Source organism: Streptomyces sp. NBC_00271 (assembly GCF_036178845.1).
Taxonomy (GTDB): Bacteria; Actinomycetota; Actinomycetes; order Streptomycetales; family Streptomycetaceae; genus Streptomyces.
In genome coordinates, this window is sequence record NZ_CP108070.1 from 8,550,585 (window position 1) to 8,574,412 (window position 23,828).

Here is a 23,828-nt window from a genome sequence, read left to right on the forward strand (position 1 = left end):
GGAATGTTCAAGCGCGACTAAAGCGAACCCTCTGTACAGGTCAAATCAGCTGTGAATCGGCGCCGTCGGCCGACAGCGGCCACTTCTCTGGTGTACGTCCGAGCAGCCGCAGCGCCTCGTCCAGCGGATCCGCGCCCATGGGCACGTCGACCGGCGGCGCGAACGCGAACCCAGGCCCGCGACCGGCCGGATCCGTCGGTACGAGGCGGCCGACGGCCAGGGCCGCCCCGCGGACGTGGTCCGGCAGTTCGAGTCCGACGCCGAGCGTGGCGGCGACGTCCCACGCGTGCACCACGTAGTCGACGAAGTGGAAGCCGAGGGCCATCCCGCCGGGGAACCCGCCCCCGTCCCTGATCTCCGGCAGTACGAACTCCCCCTCCGTCACGCCCGGTTCGGCGAACGCGGCCAGCACCGCCGTCGCCGCTCCCCGGTAGGTCCGCTCCGGGTCGCTCATGTCCTGCGGCTCCCGCCAGTACGCCGTCTCGTGCCCCGCTCCCCGGGCGGCTGCCGCGAACCCGTGGTGCTGCGCGGCCATGTGCGCCACCAGCCGCCGCAGCGTCCACCCCGCACATGGTGTGTCCCGCTCCCAGTCCGCGCCCCGCGCCAGCCCGACGAGCCGCAGCGACTCATAGACGGCGATCCGGTCGAGCTCGACGATGTCCACTCCGGTCGATGTCATACGGCCGAGCATAAAACTGAGCGAACGATCGTGCTACTTCTTTTCGGCCATGAGGCATCCCGCGTCAAAGGCTCGGCAGGTCGGGAGAGCTCGGCAGGTCAGGAGGGCTCGGGCACGAGGGACGGATCGGTGGCCGCCGCGCGCAGCCGGGAAAGGATGGCGACGCGGGCCCTGTGATAGACGTCCGTCTCGTCACGCAACACCGACACCGCGTTCGCCGTCTCCATCAACGCGATGAGCTCGAAGGCGAGTTGCGCGGCATCCGTGTCGGAGCGCAGCTCACCCAGGTCGCGTGCCTCGGCGATGGTGTGCTCCACATGGGCCGCCCAGTCCCGCTGGGCCTGTGCGACGGCGTCGTGCACGGGCCCCGACCGGGCGTCGAACTCGGCGATGACCTCGTAGAAGAAACAGCCGCCGGGGAAGACCCGGCCCTGGGAGTAGTCCAGCCAGAGTGCGCACAGCCGCCAGGCCCGGGCGACACCGGCGGGGGTCTCGGACGCGGGCCGGGTCACCTGCTCGACGTAGATGCGCGCCGCTTCCCGCACGGTGGCCAGCTGCAGTTCCTGCTTGGAGCCGAAGAGCGCGAAGACCCCGCTCTTGCTGAGCTGGAGCTCGGTGGCGAGACGACCCACGGACAGTGCTTCCAGTCCTTCGACCGAGGCGATGTCGACCGTACGGCGGAGCACCAACTGCCGCGTGCGGTTGCCGCGTTCGACCCTGCCGTCCAGCCGGGTCCCGGCCATCGCGCCTCCTCGGGTCCGTAGGTCACTCGGGGTCGGTCGGGATCGGTCAGGAGCGCAGCGCAGGATGGTCGGCCACCACCGTGCACGACCCCGGCGCGATCTCCGTGAACCCCGCGTCACGCACCAACGGCAGCCCGGAGGTGGTGAGTCCACTCCAGCGGGCCGGGTCGGCGGTGCGGACGGCGAGGGGGAAACCGGCGTCGCGCCAGGCCGCCCGCTCCTCGTCCGACAGTTCCCACCAGGCCAGCTGCGCGCCGTGCCCGGCCTGCGCCATCGTCTTGCCGGCCGACATGTCGAGATCGGGGTTGAGCCACAGCATGGGCGCCGTCGGGTCCGCGTCCACCGGCGGCTCCGGGTCGTCGAGGTCGGTGCCGGAGACCTGGAGCTTGACCAGGTCCTTCGGCCAGCCGTCCAGGGGGACCGGCGGGAAGACGCGCACCTCGGCGGACTTCCCGGTCACCGTGATGCCGGGCAGCGTCTCGGCCCGCCGCCACTCGGCGCCACGCGCCCGTCGTACGACCTTGCGGATCCGGGCGTCCTGCCAGTCCCGCACCGCCTGCGCCCATTCGCCGTCCCCGAGGGCCCGCTCATCGCTGAGGATCGTCAGCACGGCGCGGGCCGCGGTCTCCAGCGCGTCCGTGCGTGCCGGGGGAGCGGCCTTCTCGATGCGCACGACCAGCGGCAGCACGAACTGCGGGGCCTCGTCGCGCGCGGTGCGCTCGGATCGGAAGGGGCTGTCCTCGGCCGAGCCGGGTACGTCGGGTCGGCCGGGTGCGTCGGCTACGGTCGGGTCGCTGCTCACGCCCTCCAGTGTGCCAGGCGGAAGATCGGTTCTTCGGCGAGCGGTCGTGCCACCGTCGCCGTCACCCGGAACAGGCGGTCCGCTGTGCCTCCTGCCACTCGCAGACGGGGCACAGCGTGATCCCCTTGTACGACTCCGGGTACTCGGTCGGCTTCCGGCAGAGCACGCACTCGGCGAACGGCGGCCCGGCGTCGGCCGGGTCCGGTGCCGGGGCGGGGGCCGCCGGGGTGGCGCAGTAGTCGTCGCTCATGGTCCCAGCGTAGGCCGGGACCGGAGCGCGCCTACGTGGTGCCGTGCCGCTCGCTCTGCGTCGCCGAGCCGATCATCTCGGAGACCTTCACGAAGCGGAAACCCTTCTTCCGCAGCTCGGGGACGATCGTCTGCAGGGCCTGCTCGGTCACCGGAGCCGCGCTGCGCGTGCAGTGCATGACGACGACGGATCCGGGCTTCACACCCTCCAGCACCTGCCGGGCCACGGCGTCGGCGTCGGTCGCGAAGGCGTCCCCGCTGACGACGTCCCACTGCACCGCGGTCACGCCCACGGCGCTCAGCGTGCGCAGGGCCCGCTGGTCGTAGCACCCGCCGGGGAACCGGAAGTAGGGCATCGCGTGGAGCACGCCCACCCTCTCGAAGGCGGCGTAGGCCTCCTCCACCTCGGCCCGCATCCGTTCCTGGGGCACGGTGGGCAGGCCGTAGCAGTTGTCGGTGAAGGCGTAATGGCTGTACGAGTGGTTGGCGACCTCGAACAGCGGGTCCTGCCCGATGTCCCTGGCCTCCTTGGGGTACTCGTCGGCCCAGCGTCCGGTCATGAACAGGGTCGCGGGGACCTTGAACGCGCGCAGCGTGGCGATCAGTTCGGGGTTGTCGAAGTGCTCCCCGGCCGCGGCGCGAGGCCCCTCGGCGGCGGTCATGTCCGCGTCGAAGGTCAGCGAGACGATCTTGTCCTGCGTGCGCGGACCGTTGGTGAAGACGGGAGTGATACCGCTGGAGCCGGGGGCCAGTGTGGGGGGTCGCGAGGGCTGGGCGGTCGCGGGGTGCCCTGGGCGGGCGGCGTGCGGGGTTCCTGGGGTCCCGCAGGCGGCGAGCGCGACCCCGAGTGCGCCGAGGGCGCAGGTCGCGACGAATCGTCGTACTGGAATGATCACCCGATAAAGATATGTGGGCAATACTTACAATTCGCCCATTGTCCGCACGTGCCCGGCGGCGGGGGCACGGAAGTCACCCGGCTGGACCCGGCACAACGCATGCCGTCTCGTACGTCGGTTCCCTTTTCCCGTGTCCGCGTGCAGGATCGAACCCCTGTCGCGACCGATCCGAACGGCAGGACCGACGCGAGACGGGGTGGGTTCCGGTGCCGAACCGGCGACGCGTTGCTCCACCGGTCCTCCTCTTCACCGCGGTCGCCCTGCTGGCGAGCGGATGCTTCCTGGGGCCGTCGGATCCGGCGGACACGACGCTGGTCGGGGCCAGGGTCGAAGGGGAGACGATCGTCGTCAAGATCCCGCTCTGTCCCTCCGACGAACTGCGGCGGGTGGAGGTCATGGACTGGGACAAGGCCGAGGACACGAACCCGCCGATCGTCTGGTGGGCCTCCGGTCCGAGGACGGCGTCGGCGAAGAGGGGCGTCGTCAGGCTCTGGTCCGCCGAGGGGTTCGACCGTCATGCGGCCACGCCCGCCCCCGTGCCGCGCACCCTCGATGTGGCGTACCTGGACCCCCGGGGTGAGGGGCGCGACTACGTGGTGAGCCTGCCTGCGGTCGCCGCCGCGAAACTGAAGCCCGGTCAGTACTGGACCGACGACGGCCCGAGGACCGCCGCCCAGATCGACGCCCGACTCGACTGCCACACGGTCACCTGAGCGGGCCCGTGCAGGTCAGCTGTCCTCCAGTAGCCGCTGCCTGGCCTCCGCCACGTCGAAGTCGGCCTTCGGGTACTGCGGGTTCAGTGCCTCGAGGTGTTCCAGGAGCAGGGTGCTGATCGCCCAGTTCCGGTACCACTTGCGGTCGGCGGGGACGAGGAACCAGGGAGCCTCCGGCGTGGAGCAGCGCTCCAGGGCGATCTCGTACGCCTTCTGGTACGCGGGCCACAGCTCACGGTCGTCGATGTCGTCGGGGCTGAACTTCCAGTGCTTGTCGGGGTTGTCCAGCCGTTGGAGGAGCCGGCGGCGCTGCTGCTCGTAGGAGATGTGCAGGAAGCACTTCACCACGGTGACGCCGTCGTCGGCGAGGGACTGCTCGAAGCGGTTGATCTTGCCGTAGCGGTGGGCGATCTCCTTGCGGGGAGCCAGTTCGCGGACGCGGGCGATCAGGACGTCCTCGTAGTGCGAGCGGTCGAAGATGCCGATCTCGCCGGGTTCGGGCAGGGCCCGTCTGATCCGCCAGAGGAAGGAGTGCCGGCGCTCCTCGGCGGTCGGCGCCTTGAAGTCCCGGATGCGGCAGCCCGCGGGGTTGAAATGCCCGATGACGTGCTTGACCGTGCCGCCCTTGCCGCTGGTGTCCATGCCCTGGAGGATCAGCAGGACCCGGCGCCGGTCACCCGCCGTGCTCGCGGCCCACAGGCGTTCTTGCAGGTCGCCGAGGCGTTCGACCATCTGGGCGAGGGCGGCAAGCCCGGCGGCCTTGTCGCGCGGACCGGCGGGCGTGGCCCTGGCGTCGTACGAGGAGAGGTCGACGTCCTTGCCGCCGGGAACACGCAGCAGTCGGCGCAGCGGGGTCGGGGCCTTGCCCTTGCCCTGTCCGCCGTCCTTCGTGCCCTCGCCGTCCTTCGTACCCTTGCCGTCCTTCTTGGCCACCGCGTACCCCTTCCGGCCGTGTCCCTCGATGGTGCGACGGGAGCCGGGTACCCGCGAGTCGTGCTCAGGCCTCTTCGAGGGTGACCAGGACGGCCGGTCGTGGACGGCTGTCGGGGTCGATGTTCACGATGAGACGCAGCCCGTACGGGGTCGTCACGGTCGCGGCGAGCCGCCCGCTCGTGGTCTGCCAGTCCGAGAAGCCGTCCTCCAGGACCCCGCACGTCGCACCGAGCGCCTCCGGTCCGCCCCAGGTGTCGAAGTCGGTCGGTTTCGGCAGACGGTTGGCGGTCAGCCACCTTTGGATGTCGGCGGACGTGGCGCGGAACTCCATCCTCAGGACCGTCCTGCCGGTCGTGCCCGTCGGGGTCCTGGCCCGCGGGTGGAGACGAGCGGTGTCGTAGCGCAGGTCCGTCGCGTGCTCGGGCAGCGTCAGCGCGGCCGCTTCGGCCTGCTCCGCCAGTGGCACGGTGCTGTCGGAGCAGGCCCGCGCGTCCGTTCGCGGGAACACCGGGCGGAGTTCCGCGTACAGCGCCCCGCCCCCGGCCAGCGCGAAGACCGCTCCCGGCACGGCCACCGACCGCCACCGCTGTCTCAACCACCCCTGGTGCACCGGCAGTTCATCCACGGCGCGGAAATCTAGCCGATCAGTTCGGTGCTGTGGGCGCGGACGAGACGGGTGATGCGGTCCAGCGCCTCGGCGGCGGGCCCCGGGTCGAGGCGGCGGCCGTCGCGCAGGCGCAGGGCGATCTCGTCGGCCGCGGTCTCCCGGGGGCCGATCACCGCCTGGTACGGGACCAGGCGGGCGGCGCGGATCCGGGCGCCCAGGGTGCCCTGGTCAGGGGTGATGAGCCGGGCTCGGAGGCCCCGGTCCAGGCAGCGGCGTACGAGATCGGCCGCCTGTTCGACCTCGGCCCGCGCGTCGGAGACGGGCAGGGCCACCAGTTGGGTCGGGGCGAGCCAGGGCGGGAAGGCGCCGCCGTGCGCCTCGATGAGGTGGGCGACGGCGCGCTCCAGGCTGCCGATGACACTGCGGTGGACCATGACCGGCCGGTGTTTCGCCCCGTCGGCGCCGATGTAGTGCAGGTCGAAGCGTTCGGGTTGGTGGAAGTCGATCTGAACGGTGGAGAGGGTGGACTCCCGGCCCGCCGGATCGGCGATCTGGACGTCGATCTTGGGGCCGTAGAACGCGGCCTCGCCCTCGACGGCCTCGTACGCCACCCCGGAGCGGTCGAGCACCTCGCGCAGCAGCGCCGCCGAGCGCCGCCACAGCTCGGGGTCGGCGACGTACTTGCCGCCGGGGCCCGGCAGGGAGAGCCGGTGGTGGGCCGCCCGGATGCCCATCGCCTCGTACGCCCGGTGGATCAACTCCAGTGCCGCCGACGCCTCTTCGGCGACCTGCTCCAGGGTGCAGAAGAGGTGCGCGTCGTTGAGCTGGATGGCGCGTACGCGGGTGAGGCCGCCGAGGACGCCGGACGGCTCGGAGCGGTACATCCCGCCCAACTCGGCCACGCGGAGCGGGAGTTCGCGGTAACTGTGGGAGCGGGAGCGGTAGATGAGCGCGTGGTGGGGACACAGGCTCGGGCGCAGCACCACCTGCTCGCCGCCGAGTTCCATCGGCGGGAACATGTCCTCGCTGTAGTGCGACCAGTGCCCGGAGATCTCGTACAGCTCCCGCTTGCCCAGCACCGGTGAGTACACGTGCTGGTAGCCCGCGCGTCGCTCGGCGTCGCGGACGTACTCCTCCAGGGCGTGGCGCACGGCCGCGCCGTCGGGCAGCCAGTAGGGCAGGCCCGCGCCCATCAGGGGATCGGTGTCGAACAGGTCCAGTTCACGGCCGAGTCGGCGGTGGTCGGGGAGGGCGGTCATGGTGGTCTCCTCGCTTCTCGAGGGGCGAGTGACCACACGGCGAAGCCCCGGGGCACTCGCCCCGGGGCTTCGGACTCGTCAGCAGTCAGCGCGCCGGGACACTCTCCGGCGTCGTCGTCTTCACAGCGGCACGCTTCATGGGAGGGACGCTAGCAGGGAGTGGGTGGGCGGTCGCGGCAATTGTTGTGGGCGATCAGTCGGGGCCGGGGAGAGGGCTTGCGCCGGGGTTGTCGAGCGGGAACTCGTCGTCCTCCGCCTCCTCGCGCCTGAACTTGTCACCCTTGGGTTCGTCGAGCACGAACTCGTCGTCCTTGTGCTCGTCGGGCCGCGGACGCCTCGGTATCTGTTCCACCGTCGGCGCCCCCGGCTGGACCTGCGCCCGTTCCAGGAACCGCAGCAGTTCCACCGGGAAGGGGAGCACCAGGGTGGAGTTCTTCTCGGCGGCGACCGCCACCACGGTCTGCAGCAGCCTCAGTTGGAGCGCGGCGGGCTGTTCGGACATCACCCCGGCGGCTTCCGCCAGCTTCTTCGACGCCTGCAGTTCGGCGTCCGCGTTGATGATGCGGGCCCGCCGTTCCCGGTCGGCCTCGGCCTGCCGGGCCATCGACCGTTTCATCGTCTCCGGCAGCGACACGTCCTTGATCTCGACCCGGTCGATCTGCACGCCCCAGCCCATGGCCGGACTGTCGATCATCAGCTCCAGGCCCTGGTTGAGCTTCTCCCGGTTGGAGAGCAGGTCGTCCAGGTCGCTCTTGCCGATGATCGAGCGCAGCGAGGTCTGCGCCATCTGCGAGACGGCGAAGCGGTAGTCCTCGACCTGGATGACCGCGTCGGCCGCGTCGACCACCTTGAAGTAGATGACCGCGTCGACCCGGACCGTGACGTTGTCCCGCGTGATGCCGTCCTGCGCGGGGACGGGCATCGTCACGATCTGCATGTTGACCTTACGCAGCCGGTCCACACCGGGGATGATCATGGTGAACCCGGGCGGCCTGATGCCACCCCGGAGCCGCCCGAGCCGGAGCACCACGCCCCGCTCGTACTGCTTGACAACCCGGGCTGCCGCGGCGACGTACACCACCCCCGCGGTACCGACCACCGCGACCGTGGCCAAGAGCTCTTCGAGCATGACGACCCCCTTTCGAGCCGCCGTACACCACCACTAATCCCACGATATGCCTCACGCGGGCTCGCGGTCGAGGATCCCCCCGACCGCGAGCCCCGGGGGTCAGCCGGTGGTCATCTTCACCGGTTCCGTCCCCGCGTCACTGTGCCGCGCCGACCAGTTCTCCAGCGCGGTGCGGCAGGCGTGATCGAGGTGGTGCAGGCCGGAGAGGTCCAGTTCGACCGGGCGGTCCTGGGGCAGTGCCTCGAGGCTGTCGAGGATCTTCGGCAGCCTCAGGAAGGTCGCGTTGCCCGACAGATACGCCTGGACGGGGCCCGCACCCTTGTCTACGACCTCCAGGCGGACGTGCGAGGCCTCCCACGCCGTCTTGACGACCGCCAGGGCCAGCCCTATGAGCACCCCCTCGAACATGCTGACGGCGACGATCGACACCGCCGTGACGACGAGGATCAGCGCCTCGCCCCGGTGCTCGCGCCACAGCGAGACGACCTCGCGCAGCGGGACCAGCTTCCAGCCCGCGTGCACCAGGACGCCGGCGAGGGCGGGCAGCGGGATGACGCCGAGCGCGGCGGGCAGCAGCGCCGCGAACAGCAGCAGCCAGACGCCGTGCAGCACGCGGGACGCCTTCGTCCGCGCGCCCGCCTGGACGTTCGCCGCGCTGCGCACGATCACCGCGGTCATCGGCAGCGCTCCGAGCAGTCCGCAGACCGTGTTGCCCGCGCCCTGCGCCATCAGTTCCCTGTCGTACTCGGTACGGGGGCCGTTGTGCAGCCGGTCCACGGCCGCCGCGCTGAACAGCGACTCGGCGGAGGCGATCAGCGTGAAGGCGAGCACCGTGCCGAGCACGCCCACGCTCGCGAGCTCCCCGAAGGCCGCCGGGCTCGGCAGCTGGATCGAGCCGACCAGCCCCCGCACCTCGACCTTGGCCACCGGCAGCCCGAACCCCGAGGCCACCACTGTGGCCAGCACGACCGCGCCGAGCGCCCCCGGCACCGTACGCACCCGGCGCGGCAGCCGCCGCCACAGGACGAGCACGGCGATCGTGCCCGCCCCGAGTCCGACCGAGGCCAGCGCCTCGGTGCTGCGGGCCGCGTCGACGACGGCCTCCGGCAGTCCGGCGAGCTTGTCGAGTCCGGAGGCGGGGGCCTTGAGCCCGGCCATCGAGTAGAGCTGGCCCGCGATCAGCACGAGGCCGATCCCGGCGAGCATGCCCTCGACGACGGCCACCGAGATGGCCCGGAAGTAGCGCCCCAGCTTCAGGGCGCCCATGAGGAGTTGGAGCACACCCGTGGCGAGCACGACGACTCCGAGGACGGCGAGCCCGTACTCCCGTACGGCCTCGAGGACCAGCACGGTCAGTCCGGCCGCCGGGCCCGACACCTGAAGGCTGCTGCCGCGCATCAGGCCGGTGACGAGACCGCCCACGATGCCGGTGACCAGGCCGAGTTCGGCCGGGACACCGGAGGCGACGGCGACGCCCACGCACAGCGGCAGGGCGACCAGGAACACGACGATCGAGGCGGCGAAGTCCTGCCGCAGGTGGGGGAGTTTGCTCATGAGGCTCGACGTGTTCATCGCGCGGCTCACAGGGCCTCGAAGGTGTCGGTGTGCGCTCGGTGTTCGCGCACGGCTCCGGTGTGGACCTCGTAGTACCAGCCGTGCAGACGCAGCCGGCCCGTCGTCAGGGCCCTTTCCACACAGGGGTATCCGCGGAGCCTGAGCAGTTGCGCGAGGACGTGGTTCTGTACCGCGTCGGCGACGGTGGGGTCGTCGCCCGGTGCGTCGGACGGGCGCTGCACCTGCGCGAGCCAGTCGCGCACGGCGGGTACGGCCGTCAGGTCCTCGCCGCGCACCAGCGCGCCGACGGCACCGCAGTGCGAATGGCCGCAGACCACGATCTCGGACACGCCGAGCACGTCCACCGCGTACTCGACGGTGGCCGCCTCGGAGGTCGGCCGGCCGGGGACGTAGGGCGGGACGATGTTGCCCGCGGTGCGCAGCTCGAAGAGCTCGCCCGGGCGGGCGCCGGTGATCAGGGCCGGAACGACCCGGGAGTCGGAGCAGGTGATGAACAGGACCTGCGGGGACTGGCCGTCGGCGAGCGAGGCGAACTCCTCGGGCCGCCGGCCGAAGGAGCGGGCATGGTCGATGAGGGGCTGCATGTCAGTTCCTCCTGGCGCGCCCTGAGGGCGCGTCGGCTTACAAGACGGAGCGTGGGGGGACGCGCTCCGCTCAGCAGCGGAAGACCTGAAGTGCGGCGGGGGAGTGGGCGGTCGAGGATCTCGACGTGCGCGGGTGCGCCGCGGCGGGCGCGAGCGGCGCGTACGAGGCCGCGGGGTCGCTCGCGAGCAGGGCGCGCGGGGGTGTGTCGGGGACGAGATCCTCGTCGCGGGTCCGCTGACGGGCGCCCAGAGGGGGTGCCACCTTGTGCGGATGCTCGGCTTCGGCGCAGGAGACGACTTCGCCCTTGTGCGCGGACGCGAACACCTCGGTGGGAGCGAAGAGCTGGAGGCTGATCAGGACGGCGGCGAGTACCACGTACAGGGGTCGGGCCGTCGTACCTCGTAACATGCGCCCCCTCCCGGCGTCTCGTCCTCCATGTCAATACATAGGTTAACGCGGCAAGTTGTTTGCAGGGTTAACTCGACGTTTCACAGTGAAGTGGGCCGAAAACGCTGTGGAGGGGCCGAAAAACTACGCCTCGACGAGCCCCTTGGCGTCGCGGGCCAGCGCGGTGAGCCGGGAGATCGCGCGGAAGTACTTCTTGCGGTAGCCGCCGTTCAGCATCTCCTCGCTGAAGAGCTGGTCGAAGGGCATCCCGGAGGCGAGGACGGGCACCTCGCGGTCGTACAGCCGGTCGGCGAGCACCACGAGCCGCAGCGCCGTCGACTGGTCGGGCACCGGCTGGACGTCGGTGAGGCAGACGGCCTTCAGGTCGTCGGTCAGGGCGCCGTAGCGGCTGGGGTGCACGCGCGCGAGGTGGTCGAGCAGATGCGGGAAGTCGTCGAGGGAGGCCCCGGCCGTGGCGTACGCGGCCTTCGTGACCTGCTCGTCGGTGAACGGCGCCGGGGCCTCGGGCAGCCCGCGGTGGCGGTAGTCCTCGCCGTCGATGCGCAGCGGCCGGAAGTGCGCGGACAGCCCCTGGATCTCGCGCAGGAAGTCGGCGGCCGCGAACCGGCCCTCGCCGAGCTTGCCCGGCAGGGTGTTCGAGGTGGCCGCGAGCGCGACCCCCGCGTCGACCAGCTTGCCGAGCAGGGTGGAGACGAGGACGGTGTCGCCCGGGTCGTCGAGTTCGAACTCGTCGATGCACAGGAGGCGGTGCCCGGAGAGCGTCTGCACGGTCTTCTGGAAGCCGAGCGCGCCGACCAGGTTCGTCAGCTCCACGAAGGTGCCGAAGGCCTTGAGCGCGGGCTCGGCCGGGGTGGCGTGCCACAGGGAGGCGAGCAGGTGGGTCTTGCCGACGCCGTAGCCGCCGTCCAGGTAGACGCCCCGGGGGCCGGCCGGGGTCTTCGGCGCCTTGGCCTTGCCGAAGCCGAAGAAGCCCCGTTTACCGCCGCCGACCGCGTGCGCCCCGCCGAGACCGGCCGCGAAGCCGGCGAGGACCTGTACGGCCTCGGTCTGGCTCGGCTGGTTCGGGTCCGGAATGTACGTTTCGAAGCGCACGGAGTCGAAGCGCGGCGGCGGCACCATCTCGGCGACCAGCCGGTCCGCGGGGACGTGCGGCTCGCGGGCGCACAGGGACGTGGGGGCTGCTTCGGGTATCGGTTCGATCCCGGAAGCGGCGGTGGAGGACGACACGGTTCCCCACTCTAAGCGCCGTGCCACACTGCACGACATGCGACGCCTGTTCCCTGTGACCTACGAAACAGCAGCCCAGGCCACCGCCGGGGCCCCCGATGCCCCTCGTGCGGCTGTGGCGGATGTGACGGATGCGACGGACCGTGAGTGGGGACTGCTGGAGCTGGCGGAGGCGTACGCCTACCCCGAGCCCCGCTCCGCCGGGGTCCGGGAGCCCTGGCTGCGGGCCAACATGGTCTCCACGCTCGACGGCGCCGCTCAGCACGACGGGAAGTCCCAGGGCATCTCCAGCGCCGCCGACATGCGGATCTTCGGGGTGTTGCGGGCTCTCGCGGACGTCGTGGTCGTCGGCGCGGAAACGGTACGCCAGGAGGGTTACCGTCCGGCACGCGCGCGTGCGGAGTTCGCGGGGTCCCGGGAGGCGGCCGGACAGGGCCCGGCGCCCGTGATCGCCGTCGTCACCGCGAGCCTCGACCTGGACTTCTCGCTGCCCCTGTTCACCTCGCCCCTGGTGCCCACGCTCGTCCTGACGGGCGCCGCGGCAGCCCCCGACCGGGTGGCGGCGGCCGAGAAGGCGGGCGCCGAGGTGGTGATCGCAGGGGACGGGATGGGCGTGGACCCGGTACGGGCCGTGCGTGCCCTCGCTGAGCGCGACATGACCCGGCTGCTGACGGAGGGCGGCCCGCGGCTGTTGGGCCAGATGGTCGCGGCGGGTGTCCTCGACGAACTGTGCCTGACCCTCTCCCCGACGCTCACCGCGGGAGACGCGCAGCGGATCGCCGGGGGGCCCGCGATGGCGGTTCCCGAGCGGCTCGAACTGGCGTCCCTCCTGGAGGAGGCCGGATTCCTCTTCGCCCGATACCGTCGCCCCTGACCGGTGGCCCTGGCGTCGGTCGGGGCCACCGGTCTCGGCCGTCGGCCAGGGCGAGGTAGCGGAGTGGATCATTCCGATTATCTTCCGGGCACACTGAAAATCGCAGTCCCCGTGCGATCACGGGGCAGGATGGTTTCCGCAGGGGGCCAGGGAGGCCCACGGAGGAGAAGGGCGCCTGTCGTGTTCACAAGCGTATTGATGATCGAGAAGGCCCTGACGTCCGCCGACGTGGAGTTCGTCACCACCTTGCACGGTGACGAGGTGGTCGCCTTCCACGTGCTGCTCCAGCCGCGGGGCGATCAGGCGGACCGGCTGCTGCGGGCCATCGACGACGTCGCGCTCGGGGAGCTGGACGAGGCGGCCCACGAGCGTGAGACGCCGGAGGGCGCGGACGCGGCCGGTCAGGGGCAGCAGGCCCTCGAGGTGTCGCTGGTGGCGCTGCGCTCGGCCGGCAGCGAGGCCGAGGGGCGGCTCATCGAGAACCACCCGCTCGACGCGCTCAAGAAGCTGGTCGACGAGATCGGCGCGGACGAGGTCATCGTGCTCACCGACCCGCACTACGTGGAGGAGTTCTTCCACCGCGACTGGGCCTCGCGGGCCCGCCACAAGGTCGGCGTGCCGGTGCTGAAGCTGTTCTCGCACAGCAAGGTGTAGGGCTCCCGCCGGGCGTGGGTGCCGTGAGAGCTGCCGGGACGGGTCCGGTGCGGCCGGCACCTGGCTGGTCGCGCCCACGCGGCGGAGCCGCACTTGTCACGGCCCCGCGCCCCTGGGAGGTTGCGAGGGGCCGCACCGAATAGGCTGGGGCGGGTTCCTGTCTGTGGGAGCGCGCTTACCGTCGTACCGGATCTTGGGAGATACACGCATGGCACCCGGCCTTCCTACCGCCATGGACCGACCGCACTTCATCGGCATCGGCGGCGCCGGGATGTCGGGCATCGCCAAGATCCTGGCGCAGCGCGGGGCGAAGGTGGCGGGCAGCGACGCGAAGGAGTCCGCCACCGCCGAGGCTCTGCGGGCGCTGGGCGCGACCGTGCACATCGGCCACGCGGCGGACCACCTGGCCTCCGACGCCACCTGTGTGGTGGTGTCCTCGGCGATCCGCGCGGACAACCCGGAGCTGGCCCGCGCGGCCGAGCTCGGCATCCCCGTGGTCCACCGCTCGGACGCCCTCGCCCGGCTGATGGACGGCCTGCGCCCGATCGCGGTCGCGGGCACGCACGGCAAGACCACGACCACGTCGATGCTCGCCGTGTCCCTCTCCGCGCTGGGACTGAACCCCTCGTACGCGATCGGCGGTGACCTGGACGCCCCCGGCTCGAACGCCCTGCACGGCGACGGCGAGATCTTCGTCGCCGAGGCCGACGAATCGGACCGCAGCTTCCACAAGTACGCCCCCGAAGTCGCGATCGTCCTCAACGTCGAGCTCGACCACCACGCCAACTACGCCTCCATCGACGAGATCTACGAGTCCTTCGAGACCTTCGCGGCCAAGATCGTGCCGGGCGGCACGCTGGTGATCTCCGCGGACCACGAGGGCGCGCGCGAACTGACCCGGCGCCTGCCGGCGGACGTACGGGTGGTGACGTACGGCGACGCGCCGGACGCGGACGTACGGGTCCTGTCCGTGATCCCCCAGGGCCTGAAGAGCGAGGTGACGGTGCTCCTCGACGGTACGGAGCTGACCTTCGCCGTCTCCGTCCCCGGCCGCCACTACGCGCACAACGCGGTGGCCGCGCTGGCGGCGGGCGCGGCGCTGGGCATTCCGGCCGCGGAGCTGGCCCCCGCGATCGCCTCCTACACGGGCGTGAAGCGGCGTCTGCAGCTGAAGGGCGAGGAGGCGGGCGTCCAGGTCATCGACTCCTACGCGCACCACCCGACCGAGATGACGGCCGACCTGGAGGCCATGCGCGCGGGTGCCGAGGGCCGCATCCTGGTGGTCTTCCAGCCCCACCTGTTCTCCCGCACCCAGGAGCTGGCCAAGGAGATGGGCGAGTCCCTGGCCCTGGCCGACGCCTCGATCGTGCTGGACATCTACCCGGCCCGCGAGGACCCGATCCCGGGCGTCACCAGCGAGCTGATCATCGCGGCGGCGCGGGCGGCGGGCGCGGACGTGACACCGGTCCACGACAAGGCGCAGGTGCCCTCGGTCGTCGCGGGAATGGCGAAGCCCGGTGATCTCGTTCTCACCATGGGCGCGGGAGACGTGACGGACCTCGGTCCCGAGATCCTGACCCGCCTGTCGAAGTAGCCGTGACGTTTGTGAGGGGTTGAGCTTCATGTCGTACGACATCGAAAAGCCGGACGAGCAGTGGCGCGCGGAGCTGACCCCGTCCGAGTACACCGTCCTGCGGAAGGCGGGCACCGAGCCCGCCTTCACGGGCGAGTACACCGACACCAAGACCAAGGGTGTCTACTCCTGTCGGGCCTGCGGCGCCGAACTCTTCACCTCGAACGAGAAGTTCGAGTCCCACTGCGGCTGGCCGTCCTTCTACGACCCGAAGGAATCCGACGCGGTCGAGCTGATCGCGGACCGCTCCCACGGGATGGTCCGCACGGAGGTGAGGTGCGCCCGCTGCGGATCGCACCTCGGCCATGTATTCGAGGGTGAGGGTTACCCGACGCCGACCGACCAGCGGTACTGCATCAACAGCATCTCGCTGCGGTTGGCTCCGGACGAGGGCTGAGGTTCACAGCACCTCGCGATGGACGAGGGCTGAGAGGACGAGGGCGCCCGGGAGCAGGGGGATCCAGACGGTCAGGACGCGGTAGCCGATGACGGTTGCCGTGGCCAGGGACACGGGGGCGCCGTACGCGGCCATGGTGAGGACCATGGCCGCGTCGACCGGGCCGATGCCGCCCGGGGCGGGCACCGCGCCGACGGCGGTACTGGCGAGCAGCAGCGCGAGGACCACCTGGGCCCAGGACAGCGGCAGCCCGAGCGAGAACCCGACCGAGGCGATCACGCTCCCCTGGAGCACCGGGGCGACGGCCGACCCGCCCCACAGGGCGAGGACGCGGCTGGGCCGGGTGTGCAGCGTCCGCGCCTCGGTCAGGGCGGTGCGTACGAAGCCGAGCGCCGGGCGGCGCAGTGGGCGTACGACCGTCAGGAGCAGGGCGGCGGTGGCGAGACCGAGCACCGCGGCCCCGGCGGCCATGAGCAACGTCCAGGTGTCCGGGGTGAGGTCGCCGAGCCGTAGCGCGTCCGGCAATGCCACGAGGAAGACGACGAGCACCACCGTCTTCGCCAGCGGCTTGACCAGCGAGTACAGGGCGAGCGAGGCGGTGGCCCTGGCCAGGGGTATGCCGCGGCGCTGGAGGAAGCGCAGGGTGACGGCGTGGGCGCCGATGCTCGCCGGAAGGATGTGGTTGGCGGCGCCCGCGGCGAACTGCGAGGCGAGCAGCGGCCCGGGCGGCAGCCGTTCGGGCAGGGCGCCTTGCCGGACGCACGCGGCGGCCACCCAGCCCAGGCAGGTGAAGAAGACCCCGGCCAGCAGCCACCGGGGATCGGCGGCGGCCAGCCGGGCGGCGCCCTCGCTCACCGCCCGCCAGTCGACCGCCGCCCACGTCCCGATCGCCAGGAGCGGCAGCAGGGTCAGCGTCAGACGGGTGAGACGGGTCAGGCGTGCGGCGGCGGGGGACCGGACGGGGGCGGGGCGCGCTACGGGGAGATCGTCGAGCGGGAGCGGGGACACGGCGCACATCGTCCTTCCACGTCACGCCCGCGGTACCGGCGGACGGACACAAGAAGAGGCTTGAGCGGAGGGGGACAGTGGGAACGTTCCCGCTCGGTGTGACGGCGCGGTGTCCGGGAGGGGAAGGGGCACCAGCGGCTGGGCGACACGGCCGGGCTCGTCGTCCTGTGGGGCAGGGCAGTTGGCGCTTCCGTCGTCGAAAGGTAGAAAGAGGGGGCGCACTCGGAACGCACCTGCCGAGTGAGATGGACGGGACGGACGACGGACGAGACAACGGAGGCCCCTTATGACGACTCTTCCCGATCGGCCGAACACCGCCCTGCTCGTCATCGACGTCCAGAACGGGGTGGTGGCGGGCGCGCACCGGCGCGACGAGGTGGTCGCGAACATCGACACCCTGGTCGGCAAGGCTCGCGCGGAGGACGTGCCGGTGGTGTGGGTGCAGCACTCGGACGACCAGCTCAAGCGCGACAGCGAGAGCTGGCAGTACGTGCCGGAACTGGTCCGCCGCGATGCCGAGCCCCTCGTCCACAAGAACTACGGCGACTCGTTCGAGGACACCGACCTCGAGGCGCTGCTCGCCGAGCGCGGGGTGGGCCGGCTGGTCGTCACGGGCGCGCAGACCGACATGTGCATCCGTTCCACCCTGCACGGGGCCTTCGTACGCGGGTACGACGTGACGTTGGTCGGTGACGCACACACGACGGAGGACCTCAGCGCGTACGGCGCGCCGCCGCCGGAGCAGGTGATCGCGCACACCAACCTCTACTGGACGTGGCAGAGCGCACCCGGGCGGCGCGGGGGCACCGTCGGCACGGCGGACGTGTCCTTCGAGGCGGTCGTCGAGGACTGAGCCGTTCTGATCTGATCGGCGGCCATCGGCGGTCGCCGCGCGTCAGCCGTTCGTCCGCGCGGCTTGTTCGACGGCGTGGCCGAGGGAGAACAGGCCTTCCAAACGGTCCGGGTGGCCCACGAGTTGGAGGCCCAGGGGCATGCCCTGGGCGTCCCGGTGGCCCGGTACGGTCACGGCCGGGAGGCCGAGGAGCTGCCAAGGGAGGCTCAGGACGGGCGACCCGGTGACCGTCAGGCCCTTCGGGGCGGCACCCGGGGCGGCCGGGCCGAGCACGGCGTCCACGTCGCCGAGCAGTGCCAGCACCGCGGAGCGCTCCCGCCGCCCGACGGCACGGCATCCAGCTCCCGGGCGGCGCCCAGCGCTCCGTCCCGGTCCACCCGCACTCACGCCCGTACGTCGGACTCCGTACGGTCGAGGCGCTCCAGCGCGCCGGCGATCACCTCGGCCGCGCTCAGCTCGCCCCGGGCCACGCCCGCCGTCAGGGCCGACAGGGTCCTTATCCGGCGGTCCTCATCCGGCAGCCCTCATCTAGCGCGATGCGAGTGCGGCGAAGGCCTCGTCGATCAGATCGTCGAGGTCGAGGGTGCCGTCGGAGTCGGTCCAGTGGTTGACGGCGATGTTCAGACAGTCGACCGCGGCGGCGGCCCGCACCAGCGGGCCCAGGGCCGAGGGCCGCGAGGGGCCCGCGCGCTCGGCGAGGGCCTCGGCGATGACCGGGCGCCAGCCGTTCTGCTTCTCCATGCTGCGCGTGCACAGCGCGGGGGTCTTCATGATCAGACGGGACAGCGCGAGCGCGCCGGCCGGGTCCTGCCGGTGGTGCTCGACGACCGTGCCCAGGGCGTGTCGCAGCGCCGTCCAGTCGTCCTCGCCGGCCGGGCGGGCGCGCAGCGCGTCGGCGATCCGTCCGCCCTGGGCGTCCACCGCGTCGAGGACCGCGTCCTCCTTGGTGCCGAAGTAGCGCAGGAAGGTGCTGCGGGACACCCCGGCCGCCGCGGCCAGGTCGTTGGCGGTGACGTTCTCGAAGCCCTCGCGACGGAACAGCTCGAAGGCCACCTGGGCCAACTCGGCCCGGACGGCGGCCCGTGCGATGTCCCTCGTGCTCGTACGCGCTGCTCCGTTCACCTCGGGATCGTACCGCTCACCCGCTCCCCGCTCGCCATAGTGAGTAACGGACGCTAATGTGACACTGAGTCTCATGATTGACATATGGATTCACTCTTGATCGATCTACTTCACCTCACCTCAGAGGGAGAACCCACCGTGACGAAGACCCTTGGACTCATCGGCAGCGGCATGATCGGCGGCGGGCTGGCCCGCCTCGCCGTGGCGGCCGGACTGGACGTCGTACTCAGCAACTCGCGCGGACCGCAGACACTCACCGGCCTCGTCGCCGAACTCGGCGGGCACGCGCGCGCGGCCACCCCCGAGGAGGCCGCCCGCGCCGGTGACCTGGTGGTGGCGACCGTGCCGCTGAAGGCCTACGACCGGTTGCCCGCGGCGGCTCTCGCGGGCAAGGTCGTGATCGACACCATGAACCACTACCCGGACCGCGACGGCCGCATCGCCGATCTGGACGCGGGCGGGCCGACCTCCAGCGCCCTGGTCCAGCGCCACCTGGCCGACTCCCGAGTGGTCAAGGCGTTCAACAGCATCGACTTCCGGCGCCTGTTCCTCTCCGCCCGGCCCTCCGGCGCCCCCGACCGTAGCGCCCTGCCCCTCGCCGGTGACGACGCGGCCGCCAAGGCGCGGGTGGCCGAGTTGCTGGACGCCCTCGGGTACGACGCGGTGGACATCGGCACGCTCGCCGACAGTTGGCGCAGCGAGCCGGGCACCCCGGTCTACGTGCAGCCCTACCTCGCGGCGCGGCCCGAGGGGCTGAGCCAGGAGGAGGCACAGCGCTGGTTCTTCGAGACCCCGGGCGTTCCGGTGCCCGCCGACCGGGTCAAGGAGCTGACCGACGCGGCCGTACGGCGCCCGGCGGGCGAAGCCCGGGCCACCCTCGCCCGCGACTGAGCGACGGAGAAGAACGGAAACAGAGCGGAAAAGAGGGGCGGGCCACCGGTGGGGGATGTCCGGTGGCCCGCCCCTGCCGGGGGTGGATGGCTGGATCAGCCGACGTCGGAGGCGTCCAGGCGGTACAGGCCGCCGGTGCTCGACGTGGAAGACGTAGAGGATGCAGAGGACGTGGAAGAAGAGGTGGTCGAGGACGAACCGGAGCTGTAGGCCGAGGACTTGACGGCCGTGCCGTGTGCCTTGACCCAGGTGGCGATCTCGGAGTTCGTGCCCTGTCCGCCGTCGCTGCTGACGATGATGTAGTGCAGCTTGCCGGACTTCACCAGGCTCTTGAGCTTGGTGAGGGTCATGGCGTTGTCGCTGCCGGACCAGCCGCCCATGGAGATGACGGGCTGCCCGGACTCCAGGATGTACGCGACCACGTCCGCCTCGGACCGGCTCCACACGTACTTCAGCGCGCGGCCCCGGCCCTTGGCCGCCAGGTGGACGGCGTGGACGTGCGGAAGACGGGCCGTCAGCCCGGTCGCCGCCAGGACGTGTGCCTCGTTGTGGACCGGCACCACGACCTCGACCGACCGCTGCCGGACGCCTCCCGCGTTCGTTTCGTCCATGGCCCCGACGATCCGGGCCGGATCTGGGCCGTCGCTGAGCCCGCGCTGAGGGAAGGATGAGAATCAGGGAACTCACAGCTTCCGCACAGCCGGGCCCTGGCGGGTCACAGGAAGACCGGTGAACAGCCCGTAAGCGCAAGTCAGTTGTGGATGGACGAAGCGATCAACTCGTCGATCAGAGTGATCAGTACGTCCCGGCACGACCCGCGCTCACGGGCGTCGCAGAGCAGCACGGGGGTCCGTTTCGGCAGGGCCAGGGCGTCGCGGATCTCCTCGGGGGTGTACGGGTGCTGCCCGTGGAAGCCGTTGACGCCGACGACGAAGGGAATGCCGCGCCGCTCGAAGAAGTCGATGGCGGCGAAACTGGACTCCGGCCTGCGGACGTCGATGAGGACCACGGCGCCCAGGGCGCCGATCGCGAGGTCGTTCCACATGAACCAGAACCGCTGCTGGCCCGGGGTGCCGAAGAGGTACAGGACCAGTTCGGGGCTGAGGGTGATCCGCCCGAAGTCCAGGGCCACGGTGGTGGCCCGCTTCGCCTCGATGCCGTCGAGGTCGTCGACGTTCAGACCGGCGGAGGTGAGGGGTTCCTCGGTGCGCAGCGGGACGATCTCGCTGACCGCCCCGACCATGGTCGTCTTGCCGACGCCGAACCCTCCGGCGATCAGTATCTTGACCGCGTCGGGAGCGGGGGGTGCGTCGGGTGCCGAAGTCCCGCGCGCGGCGGGGTCAGAGCCGGCCAAGGCCGTCCCTCACTTTCTGCAGCAGGTCCAGGTCCGGGGTACGGGAGACGAGACGCGGAGCCTGGACGGTGATCCGGCCCGCCTCCAGCAGATCGCAGAGCAGGATCACGACCACGCTCACCGGCAGGTCGAGTTCGGCGGCGAGTTCCGCCACCACGATGGGCTTCGCGCACAGCCGCAGGATCCGGGCGTGCTCGGGCTGCGGCCGGGTGGCGCCCTCGGGCGGCGGATCCACCGCGGTCACCGACGTGATGAGGGTGAAGTCGGCGCGGCTGGGCCGGGTGCGGCCTCCAGTCAGCGTGAACGGCCGTACCAGTCGGCCGGCCGCGTCGCCTTCGCTCACCTCACTCGCCGTTGTCGGCCGCGGCGGCGACGCCCGCACGAGGTGCTGCCCTGAGGTGCTCGCCGATCTTCTTCACCAGCATGTTCATCTGGTACGCCACCACGCCGACGTCCGCGCCCTGGTTGGTGAGCACGGCGAGATGGGCGCCGGGGCCCGCGGCGGTGAGGATCAGATAGCTGTCGCGCATCTCGATCAGCGCCTGGCGCACCGGACCGCCGCGGAAGTCCATGCTGACGCCCTTGCTGAGGCTCATCAGGCCGGACGCGGTCGCCGCCAGCCGTTCGGCGTCGTCGCGGACGAACGCCGTGGACTTGCTGACGACCAGTCCGTCCTCGGAGAGCACGACGGCGTGGTTCACATCGGCGACCCGTTCCACCAGTCCGGTGAGCAGCTGGTCGAGCTGGCTGTGTGTGGCGGTGCTGGGGCGTGTCATTTCTCTGTCCTTCACGAGCGGTCGGCGGGCGGAGTCCACGAGCGGTCTGCGGGCTGGGTCGGGGCCGGGTCCTCCCCGTGGTCGTACGACGGTTCCTCGCCACCGTGGTCGTACGACAGCTCCTCGTCGTCGCGGGCCCGGAGCGTCCCGCGCTGGAAGCCCGCGAGTGAGGAGGCGGCGCGTTCCGCGGTGAAGTCGGCGAGGTCGGTGGCGTCCTTGTCGTCGGCCTCGGCGGGCGCCGCCTCCTCCCGCAGCTCCGTGGCCAGGCTGGTCTGCGGCACCCGGCGCGGCAGCGGAGCAAGTCCGTCGCGGCCGGCGGCGCCCTGAGCGGGGCCGGAGCGGGGCGCGGCGGAGTCGGTCGTGCGGGCCCGGGCGGAGGGGGCTGCCTCCTCCGCACGTTCATGGGGCCGGCGCTCCGGGACCGCGTCGTCGGCGGAGCCCTTCGCCGCCACGACCCCCGCCGGTACCGCGACCTCCGCGTCGGCGGCGGGGGAGTCGGGGGTCTCGCGGACCACGATGTCGTGCGGGATCAGCACGATCGCGGTGGTCCCGCCGTACGGCGAGGAGCGCAGGGTGACGGCGATGCCGTGCCGGGTGGCGAGCCGCGCGATCACGAACATGCCGAGCCGCAGGTCGTCGGCGAGTGCCACCACGTCGAACTGCGGGGCCACCGCCAACTGGGCGTTGAACGCGGTGTAGTCCTCCTCGGACAGGCCCAGGCCCCGGTCCTCGATCTCGACGGCCAGTCCCTTGGCCACCATCGCGGCCCGCACCCCCACCGGGCTGGGCGCGGGGGAGTAGGTGGTCGCGTTGTCGATGAGTTCGGCCAGCAGATGGATGACGTCGGCCACCGCGGGCGGGCTCACGTACACCTCGTCGTCGGTGTGCACGTCCACCCGCTGGTACTGGGCGACCTCACCGACGGCGCTGCGCAGGATGTCGATCAGCGCGACCGGTTCGGTCCAGCTGCGCCGGGGCTGCTCGCCGCTGATGATGACGAGGTTCTCCTCGTAGCGGCGGAGCTGGCTGGCGGTGGAATCGAGTTCGTACAGGCCCTTGAGGATCCCGGGGTCCTGGTGCTCGCGTTCCAGCGCGTCGAGCTTGCTGAGCTGAAGGTTGACCAGGTTCTGGCTCTGCCGGGCGATGCCGAGGATCACCTTCTGGAAGCCGCGTCGGGTGTCGGCGAGTTCCACCGCGGTGTACACCGCCGTGCGCTGGGCGGTGTTGAACGCCTTGGCCACCTGGCCGAGTTCGTCCTCGCCGTAGTCCAGGGGCGGGGTGGCGGACTCCACGTCGACCTTTTCGCCCCGGTTCAGCCGGGTGACCACGTCGGGCAGCCGTTCCTCGGCGAGGCTGAGCGTGGCCATCCTGAGACCGCGCAGCCGCCGGGAGAGGGAGCGGGTGATGCGCCAGGACATCACGACGCACACCAGCAGGGCGACGAGTCCGCCGGCGCTCAGCGCGGCCGCCTTGATCAGCAGGCTGTGCGCCTTGTCGGCGCTGCGGTCGAGCAGTTGCGTGGTCTGCTGCTGGATCAGGTTCGTGTACTGGTCGGAGATCCTGCCGAGCGCGGTGTTCCAACGGGCGTGCGCGTCGGGCAGGTCGACCGTCCTGGCCACCCGGCCGTGAGCCGTCCGGGCCGCGATGATCTGGTCCTCGACGGTCTCCAGGGTCTTCCAGTCCTGGCTCTGGAGGACCCGTTCGACCTGGTCCTTCACGGTGCCGTGCAGCGAGTTGAGGACCTGGCTCTGGAAAACCCAGCGGCGCACGTCGACCCGCTGGGCGAACTCCTGCCACGACTGCTCGTCGAGCTTTCCCGAGGGCCAGGCCAGCGCGATCTCGGCGTCCTCCTGGGCGACCAGCTCCGCCGCGTTCCCCACCGTGATCAGCGGCCCCGCCTGCGAGGTGAGGTCGCCGTCGTCGACCTGGGAGAGTTCCTGGAAGGCCTGGATCTGGTCGCCGATGATCGAGGTGTACTGGTCCAGGGCCTGCTGGGCGGTGATGTCGGTGGGGTGGTCCACCTGTCCCCGGTAGTACTCCAGGCTTCCCACCGAGGCGATGACCGAGTACATCCGGTCGCCGATCCGGGCGGGCGCGTTCTTGAAGTCCTCGGACCGGCGCACCAGTTTCGCGACCGCGACGTCCGTGCGCCTGCGCTGCCGGTCCAGGGCGGCCCGGGAACCGTGCGGCGAGGCCATCCAGGCGGCCGACAGGCTGCGCTCCTGTTGCAGCGCGAGCGTCGCCTCGGTGCCCATGGCACCCGTCGACCGGCTCAGTCCCGTCTGTTCGCGCAGTCGCAGCCCCTCCGAGAAGATCTGCGTCGTCGTCACACCCCACATGGCGGCGAGAGTGACGCTGGGGACCAGCGCCAGCAGGATCAGGGAGAGACGTATGGAGCCGAGACGGCGCCGGGCACCGGTCCGTGGAGACATCGTCGTCCTAGAGCGATCAGCGATGAGAG

28 protein-coding genes are annotated in these 23,828 nt (G+C 71.4%); 7 read left to right on the forward strand and 21 right to left on the reverse strand.

Features of this window, described 5'->3' with window-relative positions:
• Window positions 1–40: 40 nt before the first annotated feature.
• The 5 genes from OG798_RS38630 to OG798_RS38650 form a co-directional block, all read right to left on the reverse strand.
• On the reverse strand, window positions 41–679 hold the full coding sequence (locus tag OG798_RS38630; protein WP_328758462.1) for a TIGR03086 family metal-binding protein: 639 nt from the start codon (window positions 677–679) through the stop codon (window positions 41–43).
• 98 nt (window positions 680–777) lie between these two features.
• Window positions 778–1,422: a TetR/AcrR family transcriptional regulator gene (locus tag OG798_RS38635; RefSeq protein WP_095852099.1), complete on the reverse strand. Its 645-nt coding sequence runs from the start codon at window positions 1,420–1,422 to the stop codon at window positions 778–780.
• 46 nt (window positions 1,423–1,468) lie between these two features.
• Window positions 1,469–2,224, reverse strand: a complete 756-nt coding sequence (locus tag OG798_RS38640; RefSeq protein WP_328758463.1) for a peptidyl-tRNA hydrolase — start codon at window positions 2,222–2,224, stop codon at window positions 1,469–1,471.
• 61 nt (window positions 2,225–2,285) lie between these two features.
• Window positions 2,286–2,474, reverse strand: a complete 189-nt coding sequence (locus OG798_RS38645; protein WP_095852098.1) for a hypothetical protein — start codon at window positions 2,472–2,474, stop codon at window positions 2,286–2,288.
• Window positions 2,475–2,505: 31 nt separating this feature from the next.
• A complete protein-coding gene (locus tag OG798_RS38650; protein WP_095852097.1) occupies window positions 2,506–3,369 on the reverse strand; it encodes a polysaccharide deacetylase family protein in 864 nt (287 codons plus the stop codon).
• Between the two features lie 206 nt (window positions 3,370–3,575).
• On the opposite strand from OG798_RS38650, the gene OG798_RS38655 reads away from it, so the two are divergent.
• Window positions 3,576–4,082 (forward strand): hypothetical protein, encoded by a 507-nt coding sequence (locus OG798_RS38655; protein WP_121414753.1) that lies wholly within the window; start codon window positions 3,576–3,578, stop codon window positions 4,080–4,082.
• 15 nt (window positions 4,083–4,097) lie between these two features.
• Here the strand turns inward: OG798_RS38655 and OG798_RS38660 are convergent, their stop codons facing one another.
• From OG798_RS38660 to zapE, 8 genes are all read right to left on the reverse strand, one after another.
• Window positions 4,098–5,015, reverse strand: coding sequence for a PPK2 family polyphosphate kinase (locus tag OG798_RS38660; protein WP_388308428.1), 918 nt, complete (start codon window positions 5,013–5,015; stop codon window positions 4,098–4,100).
• A 64-nt stretch (window positions 5,016–5,079) separates the two neighbouring features.
• Window positions 5,080–5,640 (reverse strand): hypothetical protein, encoded by a 561-nt coding sequence (locus OG798_RS38665; RefSeq protein WP_328758464.1) that lies wholly within the window; start codon window positions 5,638–5,640, stop codon window positions 5,080–5,082.
• Between the two features lie 11 nt (window positions 5,641–5,651).
• On the reverse strand, window positions 5,652–6,917 hold the full coding sequence (thrS, locus tag OG798_RS38670) for a threonine--tRNA ligase (protein WP_328758465.1): 1,266 nt from the start codon (window positions 6,915–6,917) through the stop codon (window positions 5,652–5,654).
• 157 nt (window positions 6,918–7,074) lie between these two features.
• A complete protein-coding gene (locus OG798_RS38675; protein ID WP_095852092.1) occupies window positions 7,075–8,010 on the reverse strand; it encodes a slipin family protein in 936 nt (311 codons plus the stop codon).
• Between the two features lie 99 nt (window positions 8,011–8,109).
• Window positions 8,110–9,564 carry a SulP family inorganic anion transporter gene (locus OG798_RS38680; RefSeq protein WP_257016548.1) on the reverse strand — a complete coding sequence of 485 codons (1,455 nt, stop codon included), beginning with the start codon at window positions 9,562–9,564 and terminating at the stop codon, window positions 8,110–8,112.
• 26 nt (window positions 9,565–9,590) lie between these two features.
• On the reverse strand, window positions 9,591–10,169 hold the full coding sequence (locus tag OG798_RS38685; RefSeq protein WP_095852090.1) for a carbonic anhydrase: 579 nt from the start codon (window positions 10,167–10,169) through the stop codon (window positions 9,591–9,593).
• 70 nt (window positions 10,170–10,239) lie between these two features.
• Window positions 10,240–10,578 (reverse strand): hypothetical protein, encoded by a 339-nt coding sequence (locus OG798_RS38690; protein WP_095852089.1) that lies wholly within the window; start codon window positions 10,576–10,578, stop codon window positions 10,240–10,242.
• Window positions 10,579–10,701: 123 nt separating this feature from the next.
• Window positions 10,702–11,844, reverse strand: coding sequence for a cell division protein ZapE (gene zapE, locus OG798_RS38695; RefSeq protein ID WP_067375515.1), 1,143 nt, complete (start codon window positions 11,842–11,844; stop codon window positions 10,702–10,704).
• On the opposite strand from zapE, the gene OG798_RS38700 reads away from it, so the two are divergent.
• The 4 genes from OG798_RS38700 to msrB all read left to right on the forward strand — a co-directional run bounded on the left by OG798_RS38700 (window position 11,843) and on the right by msrB (window position 15,363).
• Window positions 11,843–12,679 (forward strand): pyrimidine reductase family protein, encoded by an 837-nt coding sequence (locus OG798_RS38700; protein WP_095857717.1) that lies wholly within the window; start codon window positions 11,843–11,845, stop codon window positions 12,677–12,679. The genes zapE and OG798_RS38700 overlap by 2 nt on opposite strands.
• A gap of 180 nt (window positions 12,680–12,859) precedes the next feature.
• A complete protein-coding gene (locus OG798_RS38705) occupies window positions 12,860–13,333 on the forward strand; it encodes an indole-3-glycerol phosphate synthase (RefSeq protein ID WP_095852087.1) in 474 nt (157 codons plus the stop codon).
• A 208-nt stretch (window positions 13,334–13,541) separates the two neighbouring features.
• Entirely contained in the window at window positions 13,542–14,927 is a 1,386-nt protein-coding gene (gene murC, locus OG798_RS38710; RefSeq protein ID WP_095852086.1) for a UDP-N-acetylmuramate--L-alanine ligase, read from the forward strand.
• Between the two features lie 28 nt (window positions 14,928–14,955).
• The gene (msrB, locus tag OG798_RS38715; RefSeq protein ID WP_095852085.1) at window positions 14,956–15,363 is read left to right on the forward strand and encodes a peptide-methionine (R)-S-oxide reductase MsrB; all 408 of its coding nucleotides are present in this window, start codon (window positions 14,956–14,958) and stop codon (window positions 15,361–15,363) included.
• 3 nt (window positions 15,364–15,366) lie between these two features.
• Here msrB and OG798_RS38720 read toward each other — a convergent pair whose 3' ends face one another.
• Window positions 15,367–16,371 carry a lysylphosphatidylglycerol synthase transmembrane domain-containing protein gene (locus OG798_RS38720; protein WP_328758468.1) on the reverse strand — a complete coding sequence of 335 codons (1,005 nt, stop codon included), beginning with the start codon at window positions 16,369–16,371 and terminating at the stop codon, window positions 15,367–15,369.
• 286 nt (window positions 16,372–16,657) lie between these two features.
• Between OG798_RS38720 and OG798_RS38725 the strand changes: the two genes are divergently transcribed.
• Complete coding sequence (locus OG798_RS38725) at window positions 16,658–17,224, forward strand: cysteine hydrolase family protein (protein ID WP_095852083.1); 567 nt, start codon at window positions 16,658–16,660, stop codon at window positions 17,222–17,224.
• A 42-nt stretch (window positions 17,225–17,266) separates the two neighbouring features.
• On the opposite strand, the gene OG798_RS38730 is transcribed toward OG798_RS38725, so the two are convergent.
• Window positions 17,267–17,527: a hypothetical protein gene (locus tag OG798_RS38730; protein WP_328758470.1), complete on the reverse strand. Its 261-nt coding sequence runs from the start codon at window positions 17,525–17,527 to the stop codon at window positions 17,267–17,269.
• 225 nt (window positions 17,528–17,752) lie between these two features.
• A complete protein-coding gene (locus OG798_RS38735) occupies window positions 17,753–18,346 on the reverse strand; it encodes a TetR/AcrR family transcriptional regulator (protein WP_328758471.1) in 594 nt (197 codons plus the stop codon).
• A gap of 138 nt (window positions 18,347–18,484) precedes the next feature.
• Between OG798_RS38735 and OG798_RS38740 the strand changes: the two genes are divergently transcribed.
• On the forward strand, window positions 18,485–19,237 hold the full coding sequence (locus tag OG798_RS38740; protein WP_328758472.1) for an NADPH-dependent F420 reductase: 753 nt from the start codon (window positions 18,485–18,487) through the stop codon (window positions 19,235–19,237).
• A gap of 95 nt (window positions 19,238–19,332) precedes the next feature.
• Here the strand turns inward: OG798_RS38740 and OG798_RS56640 are convergent, their stop codons facing one another.
• The 5 genes from OG798_RS56640 to OG798_RS38765 form a co-directional block, all read right to left on the reverse strand.
• Window positions 19,333–19,848: a hypothetical protein gene (locus OG798_RS56640; RefSeq protein WP_443053964.1), complete on the reverse strand. Its 516-nt coding sequence runs from the start codon at window positions 19,846–19,848 to the stop codon at window positions 19,333–19,335.
• A 140-nt stretch (window positions 19,849–19,988) separates the two neighbouring features.
• Window positions 19,989–20,591 carry a GTP-binding protein gene (locus tag OG798_RS38750; protein WP_328758473.1) on the reverse strand — a complete coding sequence of 201 codons (603 nt, stop codon included), beginning with the start codon at window positions 20,589–20,591 and terminating at the stop codon, window positions 19,989–19,991.
• Complete coding sequence (locus OG798_RS38755) at window positions 20,578–20,934, reverse strand: DUF742 domain-containing protein (RefSeq protein WP_054236773.1); 357 nt, start codon at window positions 20,932–20,934, stop codon at window positions 20,578–20,580. Before OG798_RS38755 ends, OG798_RS38750 begins: the two co-directional genes overlap by 14 nt.
• A 1-nt stretch (window position 20,935) precedes the next feature.
• Window positions 20,936–21,367: a roadblock/LC7 domain-containing protein gene (locus OG798_RS38760; RefSeq protein WP_054236774.1), complete on the reverse strand. Its 432-nt coding sequence runs from the start codon at window positions 21,365–21,367 to the stop codon at window positions 20,936–20,938.
• Window positions 21,368–21,378: 11 nt separating this feature from the next.
• Window positions 21,379–23,799, reverse strand: coding sequence for a sensor histidine kinase (locus OG798_RS38765; RefSeq protein WP_121414748.1), 2,421 nt, complete (start codon window positions 23,797–23,799; stop codon window positions 21,379–21,381).
• Between the last annotated feature and the right edge of the window lie 29 nt (window positions 23,800–23,828).

Bases quoted from the DNA above. Each gene is read 5' to 3' on its own strand.
- OG798_RS38630 (WP_328758462.1), bottom strand. From the start codon at position 679: ATGACATCGACCGGAGTGGACATCGTCGAGCTCGACCGGATCGCCGTC.
- OG798_RS38635 (WP_095852099.1), bottom strand. From the start codon at position 1,422: ATGGCCGGGACCCGGCTGGACGGCAGGGTCGAACGCGGCAACCGCACG.
- OG798_RS38645 (WP_095852098.1), bottom strand. From the start codon at position 2,474: ATGAGCGACGACTACTGCGCCACCCCGGCGGCCCCCGCCCCGGCACCG.
- OG798_RS38675 (WP_095852092.1), bottom strand. From the start codon at position 8,010: ATGCTCGAAGAGCTCTTGGCCACGGTCGCGGTGGTCGGTACCGCGGGG.
- OG798_RS38680 (WP_257016548.1), bottom strand. From the start codon at position 9,564: ATGAGCAAACTCCCCCACCTGCGGCAGGACTTCGCCGCCTCGATCGTC.
- OG798_RS38685 (WP_095852090.1), bottom strand. From the start codon at position 10,169: ATGCAGCCCCTCATCGACCATGCCCGCTCCTTCGGCCGGCGGCCCGAG.
- OG798_RS38690 (WP_095852089.1), bottom strand. From the start codon at position 10,578: ATGTTACGAGGTACGACGGCCCGACCCCTGTACGTGGTACTCGCCGCC.
- OG798_RS38700 (WP_095857717.1), top strand. From the start codon at position 11,843: ATGCGACGCCTGTTCCCTGTGACCTACGAAACAGCAGCCCAGGCCACC.
- zapE (WP_067375515.1), bottom strand. From the start codon at position 11,844: ATGTCGTGCAGTGTGGCACGGCGCTTAGAGTGGGGAACCGTGTCGTCC.
- murC (WP_095852086.1), top strand. From the start codon at position 13,542: ATGGCACCCGGCCTTCCTACCGCCATGGACCGACCGCACTTCATCGGC.
- msrB (WP_095852085.1), top strand. From the start codon at position 14,956: ATGTCGTACGACATCGAAAAGCCGGACGAGCAGTGGCGCGCGGAGCTG.
- OG798_RS38725 (WP_095852083.1), top strand. From the start codon at position 16,658: ATGACGACTCTTCCCGATCGGCCGAACACCGCCCTGCTCGTCATCGAC.
- OG798_RS56640 (WP_443053964.1), bottom strand. From the start codon at position 19,848: ATGGACGAAACGAACGCGGGAGGCGTCCGGCAGCGGTCGGTCGAGGTC.
- OG798_RS38760 (WP_054236774.1), bottom strand. From the start codon at position 21,367: ATGACACGCCCCAGCACCGCCACACACAGCCAGCTCGACCAGCTGCTC.
- OG798_RS38765 (WP_121414748.1), bottom strand. From the start codon at position 23,799: ATGTCTCCACGGACCGGTGCCCGGCGCCGTCTCGGCTCCATACGTCTC.